Source organism: Streptomyces sp. NPDC046308 (genome assembly GCF_055588065.1).
This window is the reverse complement of the sequence record NZ_JBVJFB010000002.1, coordinates 604,583-624,980: the sequence shown is the minus strand read 5'-3', so window position 1 is coordinate 624,980 and position 20,398 is coordinate 604,583. Positions and strand designations below refer to the sequence as shown.

Annotated in this window: 16 protein-coding genes and 2 tRNA genes; 15 read left to right on the top strand and 3 right to left on the bottom strand. The window is 69.5% G+C overall.

Annotated features, from left to right (window positions below):
* Window positions 1-150 precede the first annotated feature (150 nt).
* A tRNA-Gly gene (locus tag ACZ6JT_RS10290) sits at window positions 151-221 on the bottom strand.
* A 200-nt stretch (window positions 222-421) separates the two neighbouring features.
* Between ACZ6JT_RS10290 and ACZ6JT_RS10285 the strand changes: the two genes are divergently transcribed.
* The 5 genes from ACZ6JT_RS10285 (at window position 422) to clpX (ending at window position 5,105) form a co-directional block, all read left to right on the top strand.
* A tRNA-Pro gene (locus ACZ6JT_RS10285) sits at window positions 422-498 on the top strand.
* A gap of 164 nt (window positions 499-662) precedes the next feature.
* Window positions 663-2,051 (top strand): trigger factor, encoded by a 1,389-nt coding sequence (gene tig / locus ACZ6JT_RS10280; RefSeq protein ID WP_469209023.1) that lies wholly within the window; start codon window positions 663-665, stop codon window positions 2,049-2,051.
* A 276-nt stretch (window positions 2,052-2,327) separates the two neighbouring features.
* On the top strand, window positions 2,328-2,945 hold the full coding sequence (locus tag ACZ6JT_RS10275) for an ATP-dependent Clp protease proteolytic subunit (RefSeq protein ID WP_030649990.1): 618 nt from the start codon (window positions 2,328-2,330) through the stop codon (window positions 2,943-2,945).
* Between the two features lie 54 nt (window positions 2,946-2,999).
* Window positions 3,000-3,665, top strand: coding sequence for an ATP-dependent Clp protease proteolytic subunit (locus tag ACZ6JT_RS10270; protein ID WP_030710839.1), 666 nt, complete (start codon window positions 3,000-3,002; stop codon window positions 3,663-3,665).
* Window positions 3,666-3,818: 153 nt separating this feature from the next.
* A complete protein-coding gene (gene clpX / locus ACZ6JT_RS10265; RefSeq protein ID WP_030026955.1) occupies window positions 3,819-5,105 on the top strand; it encodes an ATP-dependent Clp protease ATP-binding subunit ClpX in 1,287 nt (428 codons plus the stop codon).
* A gap of 76 nt (window positions 5,106-5,181) precedes the next feature.
* Here the strand turns inward: clpX and ACZ6JT_RS10260 are convergent, their stop codons facing one another.
* Window positions 5,182-6,111: a hypothetical protein gene (locus ACZ6JT_RS10260; protein WP_469209022.1), complete on the bottom strand. Its 930-nt coding sequence runs from the start codon at window positions 6,109-6,111 to the stop codon at window positions 5,182-5,184.
* A gap of 140 nt (window positions 6,112-6,251) precedes the next feature.
* Here ACZ6JT_RS10260 and ACZ6JT_RS10255 point away from each other — a divergent pair, with 140 nt between their 5' ends.
* Together ACZ6JT_RS10255 and ACZ6JT_RS10250 are read left to right on the top strand one after the other, a co-directional pair.
* Window positions 6,252-8,873: a valine--tRNA ligase gene (locus tag ACZ6JT_RS10255; protein ID WP_469209021.1), complete on the top strand. Its 2,622-nt coding sequence runs from the start codon at window positions 6,252-6,254 to the stop codon at window positions 8,871-8,873.
* 218 nt (window positions 8,874-9,091) lie between these two features.
* Window positions 9,092-10,243: a sensor histidine kinase gene (locus ACZ6JT_RS10250; RefSeq protein WP_469209020.1), complete on the top strand. Its 1,152-nt coding sequence runs from the start codon at window positions 9,092-9,094 to the stop codon at window positions 10,241-10,243.
* Window positions 10,244-10,267: 24 nt separating this feature from the next.
* Here ACZ6JT_RS10250 and ACZ6JT_RS10245 read toward each other — a convergent pair whose 3' ends face one another.
* A complete protein-coding gene (locus ACZ6JT_RS10245) occupies window positions 10,268-11,317 on the bottom strand; it encodes a rod shape-determining protein (RefSeq protein ID WP_469209019.1) in 1,050 nt (349 codons plus the stop codon).
* A 117-nt stretch (window positions 11,318-11,434) separates the two neighbouring features.
* Between ACZ6JT_RS10245 and folC the strand changes: the two genes are divergently transcribed.
* The 8 genes from folC to rodA all read left to right on the top strand — a co-directional run bounded on the left by folC (window position 11,435) and on the right by rodA (window position 20,397).
* Window positions 11,435-12,973: a bifunctional tetrahydrofolate synthase/dihydrofolate synthase gene (folC, locus tag ACZ6JT_RS10240; RefSeq protein ID WP_469209018.1), complete on the top strand. Its 1,539-nt coding sequence runs from the start codon at window positions 11,435-11,437 to the stop codon at window positions 12,971-12,973.
* A 3-nt stretch (window positions 12,974-12,976) separates the two neighbouring features.
* A complete protein-coding gene (locus ACZ6JT_RS10235) occupies window positions 12,977-13,354 on the top strand; it encodes a DUF4233 domain-containing protein (protein WP_469209017.1) in 378 nt (125 codons plus the stop codon).
* Window positions 13,355-13,451: 97 nt separating this feature from the next.
* Entirely contained in the window at window positions 13,452-13,862 is a 411-nt protein-coding gene (ndk, locus tag ACZ6JT_RS10230) for a nucleoside-diphosphate kinase (RefSeq protein ID WP_030710854.1), read from the top strand.
* 306 nt (window positions 13,863-14,168) lie between these two features.
* Entirely contained in the window at window positions 14,169-15,188 is a 1,020-nt protein-coding gene (locus ACZ6JT_RS10225) for a rod shape-determining protein (protein WP_008738981.1), read from the top strand.
* Window positions 15,189-15,322: 134 nt separating this feature from the next.
* Window positions 15,323-16,270, top strand: a complete 948-nt coding sequence (gene mreC / locus ACZ6JT_RS10220; protein WP_469209016.1) for a rod shape-determining protein MreC — start codon at window positions 15,323-15,325, stop codon at window positions 16,268-16,270.
* Window positions 16,271-16,283: 13 nt separating this feature from the next.
* Complete coding sequence (gene mreD / locus ACZ6JT_RS10215) at window positions 16,284-16,991, top strand: rod shape-determining protein MreD (RefSeq protein WP_469209015.1); 708 nt, start codon at window positions 16,284-16,286, stop codon at window positions 16,989-16,991.
* A 13-nt stretch (window positions 16,992-17,004) separates the two neighbouring features.
* Window positions 17,005-19,185: a penicillin-binding protein 2 gene (gene mrdA / locus ACZ6JT_RS10210; protein WP_469209014.1), complete on the top strand. Its 2,181-nt coding sequence runs from the start codon at window positions 17,005-17,007 to the stop codon at window positions 19,183-19,185.
* A 12-nt stretch (window positions 19,186-19,197) separates the two neighbouring features.
* A complete protein-coding gene (gene rodA / locus ACZ6JT_RS10205) occupies window positions 19,198-20,397 on the top strand; it encodes a rod shape-determining protein RodA (RefSeq protein ID WP_376619758.1) in 1,200 nt (399 codons plus the stop codon).
* Window position 20,398: the final 1 nt, after the last annotated feature.

Here is a 20,398-nt window from a genome sequence, read left to right as displayed (position 1 = left end):
CGACAGCCGGGGCGGGCACCGGCACCGCGCGGCTGCTCCACGACCCGCTCCCCAAGCCCCGCCCGGAGCCGCCCTCTCGCCCGGAGCCCCCGGGAAAGACGAAGGGCCAGGTCGAGGAAACCTCCTCTGACCTGGCCCTTCGTACCTCTGAGCGGGTGACGGGAATCGAACCCGCGTAGCTAGTTTGGAAGACTAGTGCTCTACCATTGAGCTACACCCGCAAGCGCGCGCCGGCAGTACGGGACTGCGGCACGGACAGCATCCTAGCGGGTCGCGCAGGGGGAGCGCACACCACATTTCGCGCCCGCGCGCCGGACGAGCCCGAAACATTTCGCGCCCGCGCGCCGGACGAGCCCGAAACGCATCGTGAAACCCCGCACATCAGAGGGTCTCCGGGCATGTACCCTACGTGTCGCACCGACGGGGTGTGGCGCAGCTTGGTAGCGCGTCCGCTTTGGGAGCGGAAGGTCGTCGGTTCGAATCCGGCCACCCCGACCAACAGCAGTGTCTCCACAAGATCGCGTTGTGGGCTGATTGCCGCTTGCGGCTACTATGCAAGCTGCGTGCCCGTGTGTCTGATGTACCGGGCCGAAGTCCGCTGAACCGCTGAATCGCAGCGAGACGGCAGATCCCCCAGAAGTCAGCCACAAGGAGACCGAACCGTGAAGAGCGCCGTGGAGACCCTGAACCCGACTCGGGTTCGGCTCACTGTTGAGGTGCCCTTCGAGGAGCTCAAGGACAGCCTCGACGCGGCGTACAAGAAGATCAACCAGCAGGTCACGGTGAAGGGCTTCCGCAAGGGCAAGATCCCGGCCCGCGTCATCGACCAGCGCTTCGGCCGCGGTGCGGTGCTGGAGGAGGCCGTCAACGACGCCCTCCCGAAGTTCTACACCGAGGCCGTCAACGAGGCCGACCTGAACCCGCTGGGCCAGCCCGAGGTGGACATCACGGAGCTGAAGGACGGCGAGCTGCTGGCCTTCACCGCCGAGGTCGACGTCCGTCCCGAGATCGAGATCCCGGACTACTCCGGCATCGAGGTCGAGGTCGACGCCATCGAGGTCTCCGACGAGGACGTCGAGAAGTCCGTCGAGCAGCTGCGCGGCCGTTTCGGCTCCACCAAGGACGTCGAGCGCGCCGCCGCCGAGGGTGACCTCGTCACCATCGACCTGGAGGCCAAGGTCGACGGCGAGGTGCTGCCCGACGGCGTCGCCTCCGACGTCTCGTACACCATCGGCTCGGGCGAGCTGCTCGAGGGCATCGACGAGGCCGTCACGGGCCTGGAGGCCGGTGGCGAGGCCACCTTCACCTCCCAGCTGAAGGGCGGCTCCGCCGAGGGCAAGGACGCCGAGGTCACCGTCAAGGTCACCAAGGTCTCCGCCAAGGAGCTCCCGGAGCTGGACGACGAGTTCGCGCAGATGGCGAGCGAGTTCGACACCCTCGAGGAGCTCAAGGCGGACAGCCGCAAGCGCCTCGAGAACATGAAGCAGTACGACCAGGCCACGCAGGCCCAGGAGCGCGTCCTGGAGAAGCTGCTGGAGCTCGTCGAGGTCCCGATCCCCGAGAAGCTCCTCGCGGACGAGGTCCAGACCCGCAAGCACAACCTGGAGCACCACCAGCTCGGCCAGATGGGTCTGACCCTCGAGAAGTACCTGGAGTTCCAGGGCAAGACGGTCGAGGAGTTCGACGCCGAGACCTCCGAGCAGGCGATCAAGGGCATCAAGACCCAGTTCGTCCTCGACGCGCTGGTCAACAAGGAGAAGCTGGGCGTCAACCAGGAGGAGCTCACCGAGCACCTCATGCGCCGTGCCCAGTCCTCCGGCATGTCCCCCGACCAGTTCGCCCAGGCGGTCGTCGAGGGTGGCCAGGTTCCGATGCTCGTCGGCGAGGTCGCCCGCGGCAAGGCCCTCGCGGTCGTCGTCGAGGCCGCCAAGGTCGTCGACACCAACGGTGACGTCGTGGACCTGTCCGACGAGGACGAGGAGACGGCCGTCGAGACCGCCGAGGCCGCCGTCGACGGTGACGACGAGGTCAAGGCCGACGAGGCCGAGTAACACCCCGGGCCAAGCCCACTGAGCAGTGCCCCGAAGGGCCCGGACGCAGCCGCGTCCGGGCCCTTCGCCATGGCGCCCGGACAGCCCCGGTACCTTGCGCTCCGAGCGAACAGTTCGGGAAGCGGGATGGCGTTGTCCGACCTGCGCGTTAGGGTCCATGAATACGAGGGCACGTGAGTACCCGGACGCCGGCGGACTCGTCCGCACCGGCCGGACCGCGCCCCAGAACGAGACGCTGAGACGGCACATGGCCGTCGGAGACGAGCAGGTGGATACGTGACGAATCTGAAGCCTTACGCCGCGGGTGAGCCGTCCATCGGTGGCGGCCTCGGCGACCATGTCTACAACCGGCTGCTCGGCGAGCGCATCATCTTCCTCGGCCAGCAGGTTGACGACGACATCGCGAACAAGATCACCGCGCAGCTCCTGCTCCTGGCCGCCGAGCCGGAGAAGGACATCTACCTCTACATCAACAGCCCCGGTGGCTCCGTGACGGCCGGTATGGCCGTCTACGACACCATGCAGTACATCCCCAACGACGTCGTGACCATCGGCATGGGCATGGCGGCCTCGATGGGGCAGTTCCTGCTCACCGGTGGCGCCAAGGGCAAGCGCTTCGCCCTGCCGAACACCGACATCCTGATGCACCAGGGCTCCGCCGGCATCGGTGGCACCGCGTCGGACATCAAGATCCAGGCCCAGTACCTGCTGCGCACCAAGCAGCGGATGGCCGAGATCACCGCGTTCCACTCGGGCCAGACCGTCGAGGCGATCATCCGCGACGGTGACCGTGACCGCTGGTTCACGTCCGAGGAGGCCAAGGAGTACGGCCTCATCGACGAGATCATCTCGGCCGCGTCCAACGTTCCGGGCGGCGGCGGCACCGGGGCCTGATCCCGGCACCACCGTCAGTACCCCGCAGCCGACAGCCCGCAGAACGCCACCAGGATGGTGAACACCCAGATGCAGAACAACTTCTCCGCGAGCGGCCTCTACACCGGCCCGCAGGTGGACAACCGCTACGTGATCCCGCGCTTCGTCGAGCGCACCTCGCAGGGCGTGCGCGAGTACGACCCGTACGCGAAGCTCTTCGAGGAGCGCGTGATCTTCCTCGGCGTGCAGATCGACGACGCCTCCGCCAACGACGTCATGGCGCAGCTGCTGTGCCTGGAGTCGATGGACCCCGACCGCGACATCTCGATCTACATCAACAGCCCCGGTGGCTCCTTCACCGCGCTGACGGCGATCTACGACACGATGCAGTTCGTGAAGCCGGACATCCAGACGGTCTGCATGGGCCAGGCGGCCTCCGCCGCCGCGGTCCTGCTCGCCGCCGGCACCCCCGGCAAGCGCATGGCCCTGCCGAACGCCCGCGTGCTGATCCACCAGCCCTCCGGCGGCACCGGCCGTGAGCAGCTCTCGGACCTCGAGATCGCGGCCAACGAGATCCTGCGCATGCGCGACCAGCTGGAGACCATGCTGGCCAAGCACTCGACGACGCCGATCGAGAAGATCCGCGACGACATCGAGCGCGACAAGATCCTGACGGCCGAGGACGCGCTCGCGTACGGCCTGATCGACCAGATCATCTCCACCCGCAAGAGTTCCCACTGATCCTTGCCGCCAGTTGGCGTGGAACCGCAGCCGGATTCGGCGATGTGAACCACGTCAAGGGGGCCCCGCACGGGGCCCCCGGCAAGGTACCGTCGGATATGAGGCACCAGGAGCGCTGAACCAGGCGTCTCCCAGGCGAAGGGGAAGCACCTCGTGGCACGCATCGGTGACGGCGGCGACCTGCTCAAGTGCTCGTTCTGCGGAAAGAGCCAGAAGCAGGTGAAGAAGCTCATCGCAGGACCCGGTGTGTACATCTGCGACGAGTGCATCGACCTCTGCAACGAGATCATCGAAGAAGAACTCGCGGAGACCTCCGAGGTCCGGTGGGAGGAACTCCCCAAGCCCCGTGAGATCTACGAGTTCCTGGAGAGCTACGTCGTCGGCCAGGAGCCGGCGAAGAAGGCCCTCTCCGTGGCGGTCTACAACCACTACAAGCGGGTCCAGGCCGGCGAGAACGGCGGCGCGCAGGGCCGGGACGACGCGATCGAGCTCGCGAAGTCCAACATCCTGCTGCTGGGACCCACCGGTTCCGGCAAGACGCTGCTCGCGCAGACCCTCGCCCGCATGCTGAACGTCCCGTTCGCCATCGCCGACGCGACGGCGCTGACGGAGGCCGGGTACGTCGGCGAGGACGTCGAGAACATCCTGCTCAAGCTGATCCAGGCCGCCGACTACGACGTCAAGAAGGCCGAGACCGGGATCATCTACATCGACGAGATCGACAAGGTGGCCCGCAAGAGCGAGAACCCGTCGATCACGCGCGACGTGAGCGGTGAGGGCGTACAGCAGGCCCTCCTGAAGATCCTCGAAGGCACCACCGCCTCCGTCCCGCCGCAGGGCGGCCGCAAGCACCCGCACCAGGAGTTCATCCAGATCGACACGACGAACGTGCTCTTCATCGTGGGCGGCGCCTTCGCCGGCCTGGAGAAGATCATCGAGTCGCGTGCGGGCGCCAAGGGCATCGGCTTCGGGGCGACGATCCGCTCGAAGCGCGAGATCGAGGCCAGCGACCAGTTCCAGGAGGTCATGCCGGAGGACCTGGTGAAGTTCGGGATGATCCCCGAGTTCATCGGCCGCCTCCCCGTGCTGACCTCCGTGCACAACCTGGACCGCGAGGCCCTGCTCCAGATCCTGATCGAGCCGCGCAACGCCCTGGTGAAGCAGTACCAGCGGCTGTTCGAACTCGACGGCGTCGAGCTGGACTTCGAGCGCGAGGCCCTCGAGGCCATCGCCGACCAGGCGATCCTCCGCCAGACCGGCGCGCGCGGCCTGCGCGCCATCATGGAAGAGGTCCTCATGTCGGTGATGTACGAGGTCCCGTCCCGCAAGGACGTGGCCCGTGTGGTCATCACCGCCGACGTGGTCCGCTCCAACGTCAACCCGACGCTGGTCCCGAGGATCGTCCCGAAGGACCAGGGCCCGCACGAGAAGTCCGCGTAGCCCGCGAAGCGGCAAGCGGCAAGCAGAAGGGGCGCCCCCGGCCGGGGGCGCCCCTTCTGCATGTCCTGCCGCGCCGCTACTTCTTGACGCGCGCGGTGTTGTAGAGCTTCACGGCGAGCTCCGCGGCCTGCTCCTGGGTGTAGCCCGGCTTGCCGGCGAGGATGGACGCCACGTCCGAGGCGCTGACCATGGCCAGGGTGCTGTAGTCACCCCAGATGCAGAGCGGCAGGGTGGCCTCCTTGGGCCCCTTGGTGCTGGTGTCCTTCGAGGTGAACTTGATGTCCTGGCACTTCATGACGGCGCCCTTGAACCCCGCGGGGTTCATCGTCTTGGGGCTGCCGACGAGTTGCACCTCCGACTTGCCGTCCTTGGAGGCGTTCAGCTTGGCCATGGCGAAGTATCCGTCCACCGCCTTCTCCGGGTCGCTGATCTCGCCGTAGACACCGGAGAAGTTGAGGCCCTTGGCCGACAGCGGGTTCTTCGGGTCGCCGGCCTGGTAGTTCATGCCCACCTGGGTCGCGTCCTTGACGCCGACCGCCTCGGCTTCCTTCTTGTCCTTGTCGGTGAAGGACTTCTCCTGGAACTTCGGGTCCTTCTTGAAGTCGTCCACCGATTCCGGGGCGACCAGCTTGTAGCCCTTGGTGTCGGCCGCGATGGCGCCGCCCGCGCCGCCGCCCTTCGTGAAGTACCACCCGGCGCCCGCGACGACCGCGACCGCGACGACCACGGCGATGATCACCCCGGCCTTGGACTTCTTCGGCGGCTGCCCGCCGTACGGGGCCTGCTGGGGGTAGCCGTACGCCGGCGTCGGGGGCTGCTGGGGGTAGCCCTGCGGGGGAACGCCCGGCTGCTGCGGGTAGCCGTAGCCCGGCTGCGGGGCGGGCTGGCCGTACGGTCCGGGCTGGGGGGCGGGCTGGCCGTAGGGACCCGGCTGCGGCGGCTGCTGCCCGTACGGTCCCGGCTGCTGCGGCTGCTGCCCGTAGGGCCCTGGCTGGTTGTAACTCATCCCGCGTCCCCCAATGAGGTTGGCTATCCGTTTTGCTTATCCGTTCCACACATCCTGGCGGAAGCGGATGGCGCCCGGGGCGGCGGGCCCCCTCATTACCGGTTTCATGACTGGACTGTTACGGCCGTAAACTGTGGCCCGTGACCGAGAACACGCAGACACCCAGCAGCCCCAACTCCGAATTGCCGACCGCGTACACGCCGGCCGAGGTAGAGGGGAAGCTCTACGAGCGCTGGGTAGAGCGTGGGTATTTCGAGGCCGACGCGAAGAGCGAGAAGCCGCCCTACACCATCGTCATCCCGCCGCCGAACGTCACGGGCTCGCTCCACCTGGGCCACGCCTTCGAGCACACGCTCATCGACGCCCTGACCCGCCGCAAGCGCATGCAGGGCTTCGAGACGCTGTGGCAGCCCGGCATGGACCACGCCGGCATCGCCACCCAGAACGTCGTCGAGCGCGAGCTCGCCAAGGAGGGCAAGTCCCGCCACGACCTGGGCCGTGAGGCGTTCGTCGAGCGCGTCTGGCAGTGGAAGGGCGAGTCCGGCGGGCAGATCTCCGGCCAGATGCGCCGCCTCGGTGACGGTGTCGACTGGTCGCGCGAGCGCTTCACCATGGACGAGGGCCTCTCCGAGGCCGTCCAGACCATCTTCAAGAAGCTCTACGACGACGAGCTCATCTACCGGGCCGAGCGCATCATCAACTGGTGTCCGCGCTGCCTCACCGCGATCTCCGACATCGAGGTCGAGTACCAGGACGACGAGGGCGAGCTCGTCTCCATCCGGTACGGGGACGGCGACGCCTCCATCGTCGTGGCGACCACCCGCGCCGAGACGATGCTCGGCGACACCGCCGTCGCCGTCCACCCCGAGGACGAGCGCTACAAGCACCTCGTCGGCACCGAGATCGAGCTGCCGCTGACCGGCCGCCGCATCCCGGTCGTCGCGGACGAGCACGTCGACCCGGAGTTCGGCACCGGCGCCGTCAAGGTGACCCCGGCGCACGACCCGAACGACTTCGAGATCGGCCAGCGCCACGGCCTGCCGAACCTCGCCGTCATGGACGAGCACGCCATCATCACGGCCCACGGCCCCTTCCAGGGCCTGGACCGGCTGGAGGCCCGCTCCGCCATCGTCGCCGCGCTGCGCGCCGAGGGCCGGATCGTCGCCGAGAAGCGCCCGTACACCCACTCCGTCGGCCACTGCTCGCGCTGCAAGACCACCATCGAGCCGCGTCTGTCCATGCAGTGGTGGGTCAAGGTCGGCCCGCTCGCGAAGGCCGCCGGTGACGCGGTCCGCGACGGCCGGGTCAAGATCCACCCGCAGGAGATGGAGAAGCGCTACTTCGACTGGGTCGACAACCTCCACGACTGGTGCATCTCGCGCCAGCTGTGGTGGGGCCACCGCATCCCCGTCTGGTACGGCCCGAACGGCGAGGTCGTCTGCGTCGGACCGGACGAGCAGCCGCCCGCGGGCGAGGGCTGGACCCAGGACACCGACGTCCTCGACACGTGGTTCTCGTCGGGCCTGTGGCCCTTCTCCACCCTCGGCTGGCCGCACCAGACCGAGAGCCTGGCGAAGTTCTACCCGAACTCCGTCCTGGTCACCGGCTACGACATCCTCTTCTTCTGGGTCGCCCGGATGATGATGTTCGGCCTGTACGCGATGGACGGCACCCCGCCGTTCCACACCATCGCCCTGCACGGCATGGTCCGTGACGAACGCGGCAAGAAGATGTCGAAGTCGTTCGGCAACGCGGTGAACCCGCTGGACTGGATGGACCGGTACGGCTCCGACGCCGTCCGCTTCACCCTGGCCCGCGGCGCCAACCCGGGCGTCGACGTCCCGATCGGCGAGGACTGGGTCCAGGCCTCCAGCAAGTTCGCCAACAAGATCTGGAACGCCACGCGCTTCGCGCTGATGAACGGCGCCACGATCGAGGGCGAGCTGCCGGCCGTCGAGGAGATGTCGGCGACCGACCGCTGGATCCTGTCGCGGCTCAACAAGACCGTGGCCGAGGTCGACGCGTTCTACGACGACTACCAGTTCTCGAAGCTGTCGGACTCCCTCTACCACTTCGCGTGGGACGAGGTCTTCGACTGGTACGTGGAGCTGTCGAAGACGACCTTCTTCGCGGGCGGCGAGCAGGCCAAGGCCTCCGCGCGGGTCCTCGGCGAGGTCCTCGACGTCATGCTGCGCCTGCTGCACCCGGTGGTCCCGTTCGTCACCGAGACCCTGTGGACCACGCTGACCGGGGGCGAGTCCCTCGTGATCGCCGACTGGCCGAAGGACAGCGGCTTCCGCGACGCGGCCGCCGAGGCCGAGATCGAGGCCGTCCAGAGCCTGGTCCGTGAGGTCCGCCGGTTCCGCAGGGAGCAGAACCTCGACGACAAGCAGAAGGTCCCGGGCCGCCTGGACCTGTCGGGTACGACGCTGGGCCTGCACGAGGCCGCCATCCGCCAGCTGCTGCGCCTGCAGCCGGAGGGCGAGGGCTTCGAGGCCACCGCGAGCCTGCCGGTGGGCGGCGCCACCGTCGAGCTGGACCTGTCGGGCACGATCGACATCCCGGCCGAGCGCAAGCGGCTGAGCAAGGACCTGGCCGCCGCCGAGAAGGAGAAGCAGCAGGCCGAGGCGAAGCTGGGGAACGAGGCGTTCATCGCCAAGGCCCCCGACAACGTCGTGGACAAGATCAAGGGCCGGCTGGCCAAGGCCGAGGCGGACATCGCGCGCCTCCAGGCCCAGCTGGCCGCGCTGCCCGCCGCCTGACGGTCCGCAGGCAACAGGCACAGGGCGAAGGCCCCCGCACCGTCGGTCGACGCGGGGGCCTTCGCCTTACGTGTTCCCCGTCCGGGGGACGGTCTCACAGGAGGCGGGTGCGGCAGGGCCCGCAGCCGGACCTCCGGCCTGTCCGAAGTGCCCTAGATCACTGCGTTTTCGGTCTCCGTCGATCCGATCCGATCCGCTGACCACGGATGATGGAGGGCATGCGCGTCCAGCCCCTCGTCTCGGTGTACCACCGGTGCGTGGCCTCCGGCCGCCGGCTCACCGAGAGCTGGGCCGGGTCACCGCGCGCGCTGGACGTGCTCACGGCACTGAGCTGTCTCGGCCTGATGGCGCTCGACCTGCCGGGACTGGCCGCCGCCGACAACTCGCTGAGCGGGCCCGCCGCAGCCGTCGTGCTCGCCGTGGGGTGCACGAGCCTGCTGGTGCGCCGCCGGACGCCCTGGATCTCGTACGCGGCCGCGCTGCTGTTCATCGGATGGCTGCACGAGCTGACCCTGATCCAGTTCGCGCTGTACTCGGTGGGCCGCTACCGGGGCCGGCGGGCCGCGGTCCTGGCCACGACCGGGTACGTCGGCTTCGCGCTGCTCCTGTTCTCCTGCGTGCCGGGCTGGGCGGCGGACAAGGCGGAGACGCTCAGCGGCTTCCTCGGCCTGTTCGTGCCCATCGGGGTGCTGGCGGCGGCGGTGGGCATCGCCGCCTACCGGCACGACCTGGTGGGGGAGCTCACCGCCCGGCGGGCCGAGTCCGCCGTGCTGCAGGCCGTCCAGCAGGAGCGCACCTCCGTCGCCCGTGACGTCCACGACTTCGTCGGGCGGGAGCTGACCCTGCTGACGGTGCGCTCCGAGGTGCTGTCGGTGCGGGCGCGGGAGACCACGCACGCGAAGGACTTCGAGGAGCTGGCCGACACCGCGCGCCGCGCCCACCTGGTGCTCAACGAGATCATCGTGCAGCGCGGGGAGCGGGCCGCCACGCCGGGCGTGGACGGGCTGCCCGCGCTGGCCGAGGAGAGCGGGCGGGCGGGATCGCCCGTGCGGCTTGCCATGGACCGGGAGGTGCACGGGCTGTCGCCGCTGCGGCAGGCGGCGGTCTACCGGGTGGTGCAGGAGTGCCTGACCAACGCCGCCAAGCACGCGCGCGGGGAGACCATCGACGTGTCGATCGCGGCCGACGGACCGCGGCTGCGGATCGCCGTGAGCAACGCGCTGCCGACCCGCACCCCGGGCCGGGCCCCCGTCTCGGCGGGCTCCGGCACGGCGAGCATGGCCGAGCGCGTGCGCAGCCTGGGCGGGACCCTGACGGCGCGCCGCACGCAGGACGCGTACGAGGTCGTGGCCACGCTGCCGCGCGGCTGACGCGGGCCCTCCCGGGGCGGCGCCTCAGGCCTTCGCGGGGACCAGCAGGCTGCCGAGCGCGTCCAGGTCCTCCACGCACCGGCCGGAGCCGAGCGCCACGCAGTCCAGCGGGTTGTCCGCCACGAAGACGGGGATGCCGGTCGCGGAGGCCATCCGCAGGTCCAGGCCGGGGAGCAGGGCGCCGCCGCCGGTCAGGACGATGCCGTGCTCCATCACGTCGCCGGACAGTTCGGGCGGGCACTCCTCCAGGGTGGTGCGCACGGCGGCGATGATCGCCTCGACCGGCTCGTCGAGGGCCGCTCGGACGTCCGCGGCGCCCAGCTCCAGCGTCCTGGGCATGCCGCCGACCTTCTCGCGGCCGCGGACGGTGAAGGTGCGCGTCTCCAGTTCCGGCCGGTCCGGCACCGGCCAGGCCGAGCCGATGGCGAGCTTGACGTCCTCGGCGGTGCGCTCCCCGATGAGCAGCGCGTGCCGCTTGCGCACGTGGTCGGTGATCGCCGCGTCGAGCCGGTCCCCGCCGACGCGCAACGACCGGGAGGTGACGATGCCTCCCAGGGAGATGACGGCGACCTCGCAGGTCCCGCCGCCGATGTCCACGACCATGGAGCCGCGCGGTTCGGCCACGGGCAGTCCGGCGCCGATCGCCGCCGCCATCGGTTCCTCGATCAGGTGGACGGCCTTGGCGCCGGCCCGGGTGGAGGCGTGGACGATGGCCCGCCGCTCGACGGGGGTGACCCCGGACGGTACGCAGATCACCATCCGGGTGCGGGGTCGGCGTCCGGGGACGGCCTTGCGCACGAAGTGCCGGATCATCTCCTCGGCGGCCTCGTAGTCGCAGATCACGCCGCCCCTGAGGGGGCGGATCGCGGTGATGGAGCCGGGGGTGCGGCCGATGGTCTCCTTGGCGTCCGCCCCGACGGCCAGGGCGTTGGTGGTGCCGGCTCTGACGGCCACCACGGACGGCTCATTGAGGACGATCCCGTGGCCCCGTGCGTAGACGAGGGTGTTCGCGGTCCCCAGGTCCATCCCTATGTCCCGGCTGGAACCCGTCTTGCTGGTGCTGCCCTGCGGCATTTGTTCCCCTATCTGCTGCCCGCAAGGCTTGCATAACGATCCGGTCGCCCTCGCCGCCGAAGGTCCTCAGACGGCCGGGCCGAAAGTCCTCGGGGTCCCCGTCCGTAGACTGGCCCTGTGAGTGAGCAGCAGCCCGAGAGCCACGACCGCGACGACAACGACGACCTCGCCGGTACCTTCGACGAGTTCGACCAGATCGTGGCGGAAGAGTCCGACCGCGACCCCGACCTGGCGGTGATCGAGGCCGGCAGCCGCACCCTGCGCGCCCAGGCCGGACCGCCCCAGGGCGACCCGGTACCCGCCCCGCCCGTCGACCCCGAGGTCGCGAAGGCGCTGCTGGAGGTGGAACAGGAGCTTTCCACCCGCTGGGGCGAGACCAAGCTGGAACCGTCGGTGTCGCGCATCGCGGCGCTGATGGACGTCCTGGGCGAGCCGCAGCGGGCGTACCCCTCCATCCACATCACCGGCACCAACGGCAAGACGAGCACGGCCCGCATGATCGAGTGCCTGCTGAACGCCTTCGAGCTGCGCACCGGGCGCTACACCAGCCCGCACGTGCAGTCGATCACCGAGCGGATCAGCCTCGACGGGGCGCCGATCGGCGCCGAGCGGTTCGTCGAGACGTACCACGACATCAAGCCGTACGTGGAGATGGTCGACGCCGCCGAGGAGTACCGGCTGTCGTTCTTCGAGGTGCTCACCGGAATGGCCTACGCGGCCTTCGCGGACGCGCCCGTGGATGTGGCGGTGGTCGAGGTCGGCATGGGCGGCAGCTGGGACGCGACGAACGTCATCGACGCCTCGGTCGCGGTGGTCACCCCGATCAGCCTGGACCACACCGACAGGCTCGGCTCCACGCCCGGCGAGATCGCCGTGGAGAAGGGCGGCATCATCAAGCAGGACGCGACCGTGATCCTGGCACAGCAGCCGGTGGACGCGGCGCAGGTGCTGCTGAAGAAGGCCGTGGAGGTCGACGCCACGGTGGCCCGCGAGGGCATGGAGTTCGGCGTCGTCTCGCGCGAGGTCGCCGTCGGCGGCCAGCACCTGACGCTGCGCGGTGTGGGCGGGGAGTACGACGGCATCTTCCTGCCCCTGTACGGCGCCCACATGGCGCACAACGCGGCGGTGGCGCTGGCGGCGGTCGAGGCGTTCTTCGGGATCGGCCAGGAGCACGCGCGGGTGCTGGACCTGGAGACCGTGCGGCGGGCCTTCGCCTCGGTGACCTCGCCGGGCCGCATGGAGGTCGTGCGGCGCAGTCCGACGGTGGTCCTGGACGCGGCGCACAACCCGGCGGGCGCCGCGGCCACGGCGGGCGCGGTGACCGAGTCCTTCGGCTTCAGCCGGCTGATCGGGGTCGTGGCCGCGAGCGAGGGCAAGGACGTCCGCGGGGTGCTGGAGGCCTTCGAGCCGATCTTCGCGGAGGTGGTGGTCACGGAGAACTCCAGCCACCGCTCGATGGGCGCGGACGAGCTGGCGGCCGTCGCGGTCGAGGTCTTCGGTGTGGACCGGGTGCAGGTGGAGCCGCGGCTGGACGACGCGCTGGAGGCGGCGATCACCCTGGCGGAGGAAGAGGCCGAGTACGGAGGGGCCGGGGTCCTGGTGACCGGTTCCGTGATCACGGTGGGCGAGGCCCGCCTGCTGCTGAAGAGGGGCTGAGGGATGCGCACGCTGTGTGCGAGCACGCTGATCGGCGAGTTCTTCGTGATCGGCTTCGCGGGGCTGGTGGCGATGAAGGACCCCGACCTGACCCAGGCCACGGTCTGGACGGTCTGCGGTGTCGCGATGCTGCTGTCGGTGCTGCTGTGCGGGATGCTGTCGCGTCCCGGGGCGGTCCAGCTGGGCTGGGCGCTGCAGGTCGGCCTGGTCGTGAGCGGCTTCGTCGTCCCGACGATGTTCTTCCTCGGCGCGGTGTTCGCGGGCCTGTGGTGGTGCTCGGTGCACTACGGCCGGAAGATCGACACGATCAAGGCGAGGTGGGCGGCGGCGCAGGAGGCGTCCGGAGCGTCCGGGGCGTCCGCGGCGCCCGACACCGCGTGACGGGTCCCCTCCGGGTCCGGCCGGGCACCGGCCGGACCGCCCCTGACGGCCCTGTAGATTCGTCCCACCGCACCCGTTTGCCGCAAGGAGCCCGAACATGACCCAGCGCACCCTCGTCCTGCTCAAGCCCGACGCCGTACGTCGTGGTCTGGTCGGCGAGATCATCGGCCGCATCGAGCGGAAGGCCGGCTGGACGATTCCCGCACTGGAGCTGCGCACGCTGGACCAGGAGACCCTGGAGACGCACTACGGGGAGCACAAGGGCAAGCCGTTCTACGAGCCCCTGATGGGCTTCATGGCGAGCGGTCCCGTGGTCGCCCTGGTCGTCGAAGGGGAACGCGTGATCGAGGGTGTCCGCCAGCTGGCCGGACCCACCGACCCGATCGCCGCGGCGCCGGGCTCCATCCGGGGCGACTTCGGCACCGTCACCCGGGAGAACCTGATCCACGCCTCGGACTCCGAGGAGTCCGCGGAGCGCGAGCTGAAGCTGTTCTTTCCCGCTCTCTGACACTTTCGGAGCACTCTTTCCTGACGAGACATCAGCCAAATAGCGCTCATGACCTGGGGCGACCGAAGTAATTTCGGTCGCCCTTCGGTATTTCCGGCCGCGAGCGGGAACGCCTGGGCAGGACACGTCGTCACCACTAAGGGGGCGGGTATCCATTCCGGCGGGATTGCCGGAGTCCCGTCGCGCGGTCTGCGTACAACCGTGACTACGATGGGGCCTCCACCCACACACCCACCTCGCCGACCTGACAGCAGCCGCTATCAACTGGAAGGCCAGACGCTCCTCATGGGGAACAAGGGGAACAACATGTCGTTCATCGGCCGTGACATGGCGATCGACCTCGGGACCGCCAACACGCTGGTGTACGTGAGGGGCCGGGGGATCGTCCTGAACGAGCCGTCCGTGGTCGCCATCAACACGAACACCGGCGGCATTCTGGCGGTCGGCTCCGAGGCGAAGAAGATGATCGGGCGCACGCCCGGCAACATCGTCGCCGTACGACCCCTCAAGGACGGCGTCATCGCCGACTTCGAGATCACCGAGCGTATGCTCCGGTACTTCATCCTCAAGATCCACAAGCGCCGCTACCTGGCACGCCCGCGCGTCGTGGTCTGTGTTCCCTCCGGCATCACCGGGGTGGAGCGACGCGCCGTCATCGAGGCGTCCACGCAGGCCGGCGCCCGGCAGGTGCACATCATCGAGGAGCCCATGGCCGCCGCCATCGGCTCGGGCCTGCCCGTCCACGAGGCCACCGGCAACATGGTCGTGGACATCGGCGGCGGCACCACGGAGGTCGCCGTCATCTCCCTCGGCGGAATCGTCACGGCACAGTCCATCCGGGTGGCCGGCGACGAGCTCGACAACGCGATCATCCAGCACATCAAGAAGGAGTACTCGCTCCTCCTCGGTGAGCGGACGGCCGAGCAGATCAAGATCACCATCGGTTCGGCGTACGACCTCGACAAGGACGAGCACACCGAGATCCGAGGACGCGACCTGGTCTCCGGCCTGCCCAAGACGGTCGTCATCTCGGCCGCCGAGGTCCGCAAGGCCATCGAGGAGCCGGTCAACGCCATCGTCGACGCGGTCAAGACCACGCTCGACAAGTGTCCTCCGGAGCTCTCCGGCGACATCATGGACCGCGGCATCGTCCTGACCGGTGGCGGCGCCCTGCTGCGCGGCCTCGACGAGCGGCTGCGCCGGGAGACCGGCATGCCGATCCACATCGCCGAGGACCCGCTCGACTCCGTGGCGCTCGGCTCCGGCAAGTGCGTCGAGGAGTTCGAGGCGCTCCAGCAGGTCCTGGACGCCCAGCCCCGTCGCTGACAGACACCCCTCCCTGCCGGAGGGGCCATGCGGACACACAAGGATCCGCCGTACGGGTGCTACCGGGCCCGTGCGGCGGATCGTTGATATACAGGCAAAAGAGAATTCCGACGAGGAAGGCACGGCCGCCGCACGTGAGGGACACACGAGAAAGCCGGCTGCTCCTGGTGCTTCTGATCGCCATCGCGTTCGCGTTGATCACGGTGGACATCAGGGCAGGCGAGGAGTCGCCGGTCGACGGTGCCCGGCAGGCCGCGGCAGCGGTCTTCGGGCCGGTCGAGGAGGGTGTGGCGACCGCTGTCGATCCGGTCGCCAACGCCATAGGGGCGGTAAGGGACTCGGGCGAGCGGCACAACCGCATCGCCGCGCTGGAGCGCGAGAACGCCGCCCTGAAGGCCAAACTGGGCAGCGACGAGCAGACCCGCAGCCGCATCCACGAGCTCGACGAGATGCTCAAGCGGGCGGGCGCCGGCCAGTACGGCATCAAGGGCGCCGAGGTCATCGCGATAGGAGCGGCCCAGGGCTTCTCCTGGACCGTCACCATCGACGCCGGCAGCAAGGACGGCATCGAACGCGACATGACCGTCCTCAACGGGGACGGCCTCGTCGGCCGGGTCAGCACCGTCGGCCCGGACACCGCCACCGTCGTCCTCGCCAACGACCCCGACTTCACCGTCGGCACCCGGCTGGAGAAGACCGGCGAACTCGGCTTCGCCACCGGCCAGGGCGACCGCCCGATGTCCGTGCAGATGCTCAACGGCAAGGCCAAGATCAACCCCGGGGACCGGCTCGTCACCTTCGGCTCGCGCGGCAACAAGCCGTTCGTGCCCGGCGTGCCGATCGGCGAGGTCGTCAAGGTCGACCCCTCGCGCGGAGACCTGACCCGCACCGTATGGGTCAACCCGGCCGTCGCGTTCTCCCGCCTCGACATCGTCGGCGTCGTCGTGATGCCGCCGCGCGAGGACCCGCGCGACGCCGTCCTGCCGCCCAAGCCCGAGGCCCCCAAGCCCACGCCGACGGTCACCGTCACGGTGACTCCGTCCGGGTCCGCCAGCGTGCCCGGCAAGCCGGCCGACGAGTAGGAGCAGACCGCCCATGCGCTTCAACCGGATCCTGCTCTCGGCCACGCTCGTCGTGGTCGCCCTCGTCATCCAGGTCACCGTCCTGGGCCGGCTCCAACTGCCCGGCGCCGTCCCCGACCTGCTGCTCCTCACCGTCGTCGCCCTCGCACTCGTGTACGGGCACGTCAGCGGAGCCCTGATCGGCTTCGCCGCCGGTCTGCTCGCCGACCTGGCGCCGCCCGCCGACCACGCCGCCGGCCGGTACGCGCTCGTGCTGTGCGTCATCGGCTACGTCTGCGGGCTGGTCCGTCCCGACGGCGGGCGGTTCCGCTCCGCCTGGGGCCCCATGCTCACCGTCGTCGCCGCCGCGATCGGCTCCACCCTGCTCTACGCCGGTGTCGGCGCCCTCGTCGGCGACACCGCCGCCCGCCACGTGGGCCTGGCCGGGCTGCTGTTCACGGCGACCCTCTACGACCTGCTGCTCGCGCCCTTCACGGTGCCGTTCATCATGGCCCTCGCCCGGCGCGCCGAGAACGACCCGATGGCCGTCGAGGCCGGCGGCGGCCCCACGAACAAGGCCGCCGACGTCTCCGCCGGCTGGCTCGCCGGCGGCACGGGTCTGCGCATCGGCAGCCAGCGCGGCGGCCTGCGACTGAGGACCGCGCGCTCGCGCGCCAACAAGGCCGTCCGCATAAAGGGCGTCAAGGCAGTCAAGGGTGTGAAGAGCGTCAAGAAGCTGTGAGGGAGGAGCAGGCGTGACGAACGTTCCGGAGACCGGCCGCACCTCCCGGGTGCAGATCAGGCTCGTCATCATGCAGGTGCTCATCATCTCGATGCTGGTCACCCTCGGCGGCCGGCTCTGGTTCCTCCAGATCCGCAACGGCGCGGAGTACTACCACGAGGCCAAGAGCAACCACGTGCAGCGGGTGGTCCAGCCGGCCGTGCGCGGCTCGATCCTCGACGCCCGCGGAGTCCCCCTCGCCGACAACGAGACCCGGCTCGTCGTCTCCGCCAGCCGCACCGCGCTGATGAAGATGAAGGACCGGGGCAAGGGCGTCATGACCCGCCTCGCCGACGTCCTGGACATGACCCCCAAGGAGGTCATGGAGAAGGTCCGGCTCTGTGACTCCCAGACCCCCGCGCCCTGCTGGAACGGCTCCCCGTACCAGCCGATCCCGGTCACCATGGAGGCCACCACGCAGCAGGCGCTCCAGCTGCGCGAACGCCCCGAGGACTTCCCCGGCATCACCGCGGAGCCCACCGCCGTCCGCCGCTACCCGGCCCCCGGCGGGGCCCGTACCGCGCAGGTGCTCGGCTACCTCTCGCCGGTCACCGACGACGAGATCCAGAAGGCCAAGGACACCGACTCCCCGCACCTGCGCTCCGACCAGGTCGGCCGCTCCGGCATCGAACGGACCTATGACCGGCAGCTGCGCGGCAAGGCGGAGGTCACCTCGTACGAGGTCGACAACCTCGGCCGGGTCATGGGCCAGACCAAGTCCGACCCGGGCGTGGCCGGGTCCACCCTCATCACGAGCATCGACGCCCGGGTCCAGGCCGTGGCCGAGTTCGAGCTCCAGCAGGCGATGAAGGTCGTCCGCAACGAGACCGACAACATCACGGGCCGCAAGTACGAGGCCGACTCCGGCGCCGTCGTCGTCATGGAGGCCAAGACCGGCCGCGTCGTCGCGATGGCATCCCAGCCCGACTACGACCCCAACGCCTGGGTCGGCGGCATCTCCGGCAAGGACTACGCCAGGCTCACCAGCAAGAACTCCAACTACCCGCTGCTCAACCGGGCGATCCAGGGCCAGGCCCCCGCGGGCTCCATCTTCAAGGTGGTCTCCGCGAGCGCGGCCGTGCGGGCCGGCTACGACTTCGACGACAAGTACAACTGCAGCGCCTCCTACAACATGGGCGGCCGGAGCTTCGCGAACTTCGAGTCCAAGGGGCACGGCCCCATCACCCTCGGCGACGCGCTCAAGTTCTCCTGCAACACCGTCTTCTACGCCCTCGGCCACAAGGAGTGGCAGCGCGACGGCGGACTCAAGCCCAAGAAGAACGCCCACGACTGGTTCTACCGGACCGCCCGCGAGTTCGGCCTCGGCTCCGAGACCCACATCGACCTGCCGAACGAGGTCAAAGGCCGCATCCCCGACCGCAAATGGAAGCAGAGCTTCTGGGCGGCCAACAAGGACTCCTGGTGCAAGCAGGGCAAGCGGGGCGGCAGCTACGTCGAGCAGATCGCCTATGAGAGCTGCCTCGAAGGCAACCAGCTGAAGGCCTACGACAGCATCAACTTCGCCATCGGCCAGGGGGACGTCCTCGTCACCCCCATCCAGATGGCCACCGCGTACTCCGCCATCAGCAACGGCGGCACGCTCTTCAACCCCACGGTCGGCAAGGCCCTGGTCAGCCCCGACGGCAAGCACATCGAGATGATCAAGCCGCAGTCCCACGGCCGGCTGCCGATCGACGCCAAGACCATCGGCGACCTCGACAAGGGCCTGCGCTCGGTCGCCGAGCCCGGCGGCACCGCCGCCTGGCGGTTCATCGGCTGGCCGATGGACAAGATCCCGATGCACGCGAAGACCGGTACCGCCCAGGTGTACGGCAAGCAGACCACGTCCTGGCTGGCGACCTACACCAAGGACTTCACGATCGTCATGACGATCTCCCAGGGCGGCACCGGCTCCGGAGCCTCGGGCCCCGCCGTCCGCAACCTCTACAACGCCATCTACGGTCTCGACATGGCCGGCAAGCAGGACCTGAAGAAGGCCCTGCTGCTGCGGCCCGAGGCGAACCTGCCCAAGATCCGCCCCGACGGTTCCATCGACTCCCCGGAGATCCGGCCGTACGTGCCGCCGTCCCCGGAGGAGCTCGAACCGCCCGCCCTCGCCGGGCCGCCCGCCCCGCCTCCCGCACGGCACGACTGAGGACCGAAAGACATGCAGACCGCCAACAAGTTCTCCGTCTCCCGGTACGCGCCCGAGCGCGGGGCGATGGCCAGGCTCACCGCCCGCGACTCCGTGGTGCGCCGGCTCGACTGGCCGATACTCCTCTCCGCGCTCGCCCTGTCCTTCATCGGCTCCCTGCTCGTGTGGTCGGCGACCCGCAACAGGACCCAGCTGAACCAGGGGGACCCGTACTACTTCCTGGCCCGGCACGCCCTGAACACCGGCATCGGGCTCGTCCTGATGATCGGCACCGTCTGGCTCGGCCACCGCACCCTGCGCGGCGCCGTGCCGGTCCTCTACGGGCTCTCGCTGGTGCTCATCCTGGCCGTGCTCACCCCACTCGGCGCCACGATCAACGGCGCCCACGCGTGGATCGTGATCGGCGGCGGATTCTCCCTCCAGCCCTCCGAGTTCGTGAAGATCACGATCATCCTGGTCATGGCGATGCTGCTGGCCACCCGGGTGGACGCGGGCGACCTCACCCATCCGGACCACCGCACGGTCGTCAAGGCGCTCTGCCTGGCCGCCGCCCCGATGGGCATCGTCATGCTGATGCCCGACCTCGGGTCCGTCATGGTCATGATCGTCATCGTGTTGGGCGTGCTGCTGGCCTCCGGCGCCTCCAACCGCTGGGTGCTCGGACTCCTCGGCACCGGCGCCGGCGGCGCCGTCCTGATCTGGCAGCTCGGCGTCCTCGACGAGTACCAGATCAACCGCTTCGCGGCCTTCGCCAACCCGGAGCTGGACCCCGCGGGCGTCGGCTACAACACCAACCAGGCGCGCATCGCGATCGGCTCCGGCGGCCTCACCGGCTCCGGGCTGTTCAAGGGGTCGCAGACCACCGGCCAGTTCGTGCCGGAGCAGCAGACCGACTTCGTCTTCACCGTGGCGGGGGAGGAGCTGGGCTTCCTCGGGGCCGGGCTGATCCTGTTCCTGCTGGCCGTCATCCTGTGGCGGGCCTGCATGATCGCCCGGGAGACCACCGAGCTGTACGGGACGATCGTGTGCGCCGGGATCATCGCCTGGTTCGCCTTCCAGTCCTTCGAGAACATCGGGATGACCCTCGGGATCATGCCGGTGGCCGGGCTGCCACTGCCGTTCGTCTCGTACGGAGGCTCGTCGATGTTCGCGGTGTGGGTGGCGATCGGACTGCTGCAGTCGATCAAGGTGCAGCGGCCATTGTCAGCCTGAT